Annotated in this window: 1 protein-coding gene; it reads left to right on the top strand. The window is 51.8% G+C overall.

What is annotated here, in order from left to right:
- Nucleotides 1–14: 14 nt before the first annotated feature.
- The coding region (locus AC1XDK_RS30815; RefSeq protein ID WP_483353835.1) for an SDR family NAD(P)-dependent oxidoreductase at nt 15–421 on the top strand (407 nt) is incomplete at its 3' end.

Below are 421 nucleotides of genomic sequence, written 5' to 3'. Positions count from 1 at the left end.
TACAAGGAAGAACAATGTCAACCATACCAGCTAATAGAACATGCATCATAACTGGCGCTTCACGTGGAATCGGTGCCCAAATCGCGAGAAATCTCGGTCGTGATGGTGCGAATGTCGTCGTAAACTACCGATCCTCAGAAACGAAAGCCTACGATGTCGTCGATGACATCGAAGCTGAGGGTGGCACAGCAATCGCCGTCCAAGCAGATGTAACTAACAAGGACGCGGTCGACGCAATGTCTGACCGCGTCCACGATGTGTTCGGGCCAGTTGACGTGCTCGTGAACAACGCCGGCATTACTGTCGATCGAACCTTTAAAACAATGACGCGCGAGGAGTGGGAGCGCGTTATCGACGTCAATCTTGGCGGTGTGTTCAACTGCTCGAAGGCGTTTTATGATGACGTCAAACAGGCCGAACA

It is taken from the genome of Haladaptatus sp. HS23, from assembly GCF_056892285.1.
The sequence above is the reverse complement of the archived record's forward strand: the minus strand, read 5'-3'. Positions and strand labels throughout refer to the sequence as shown.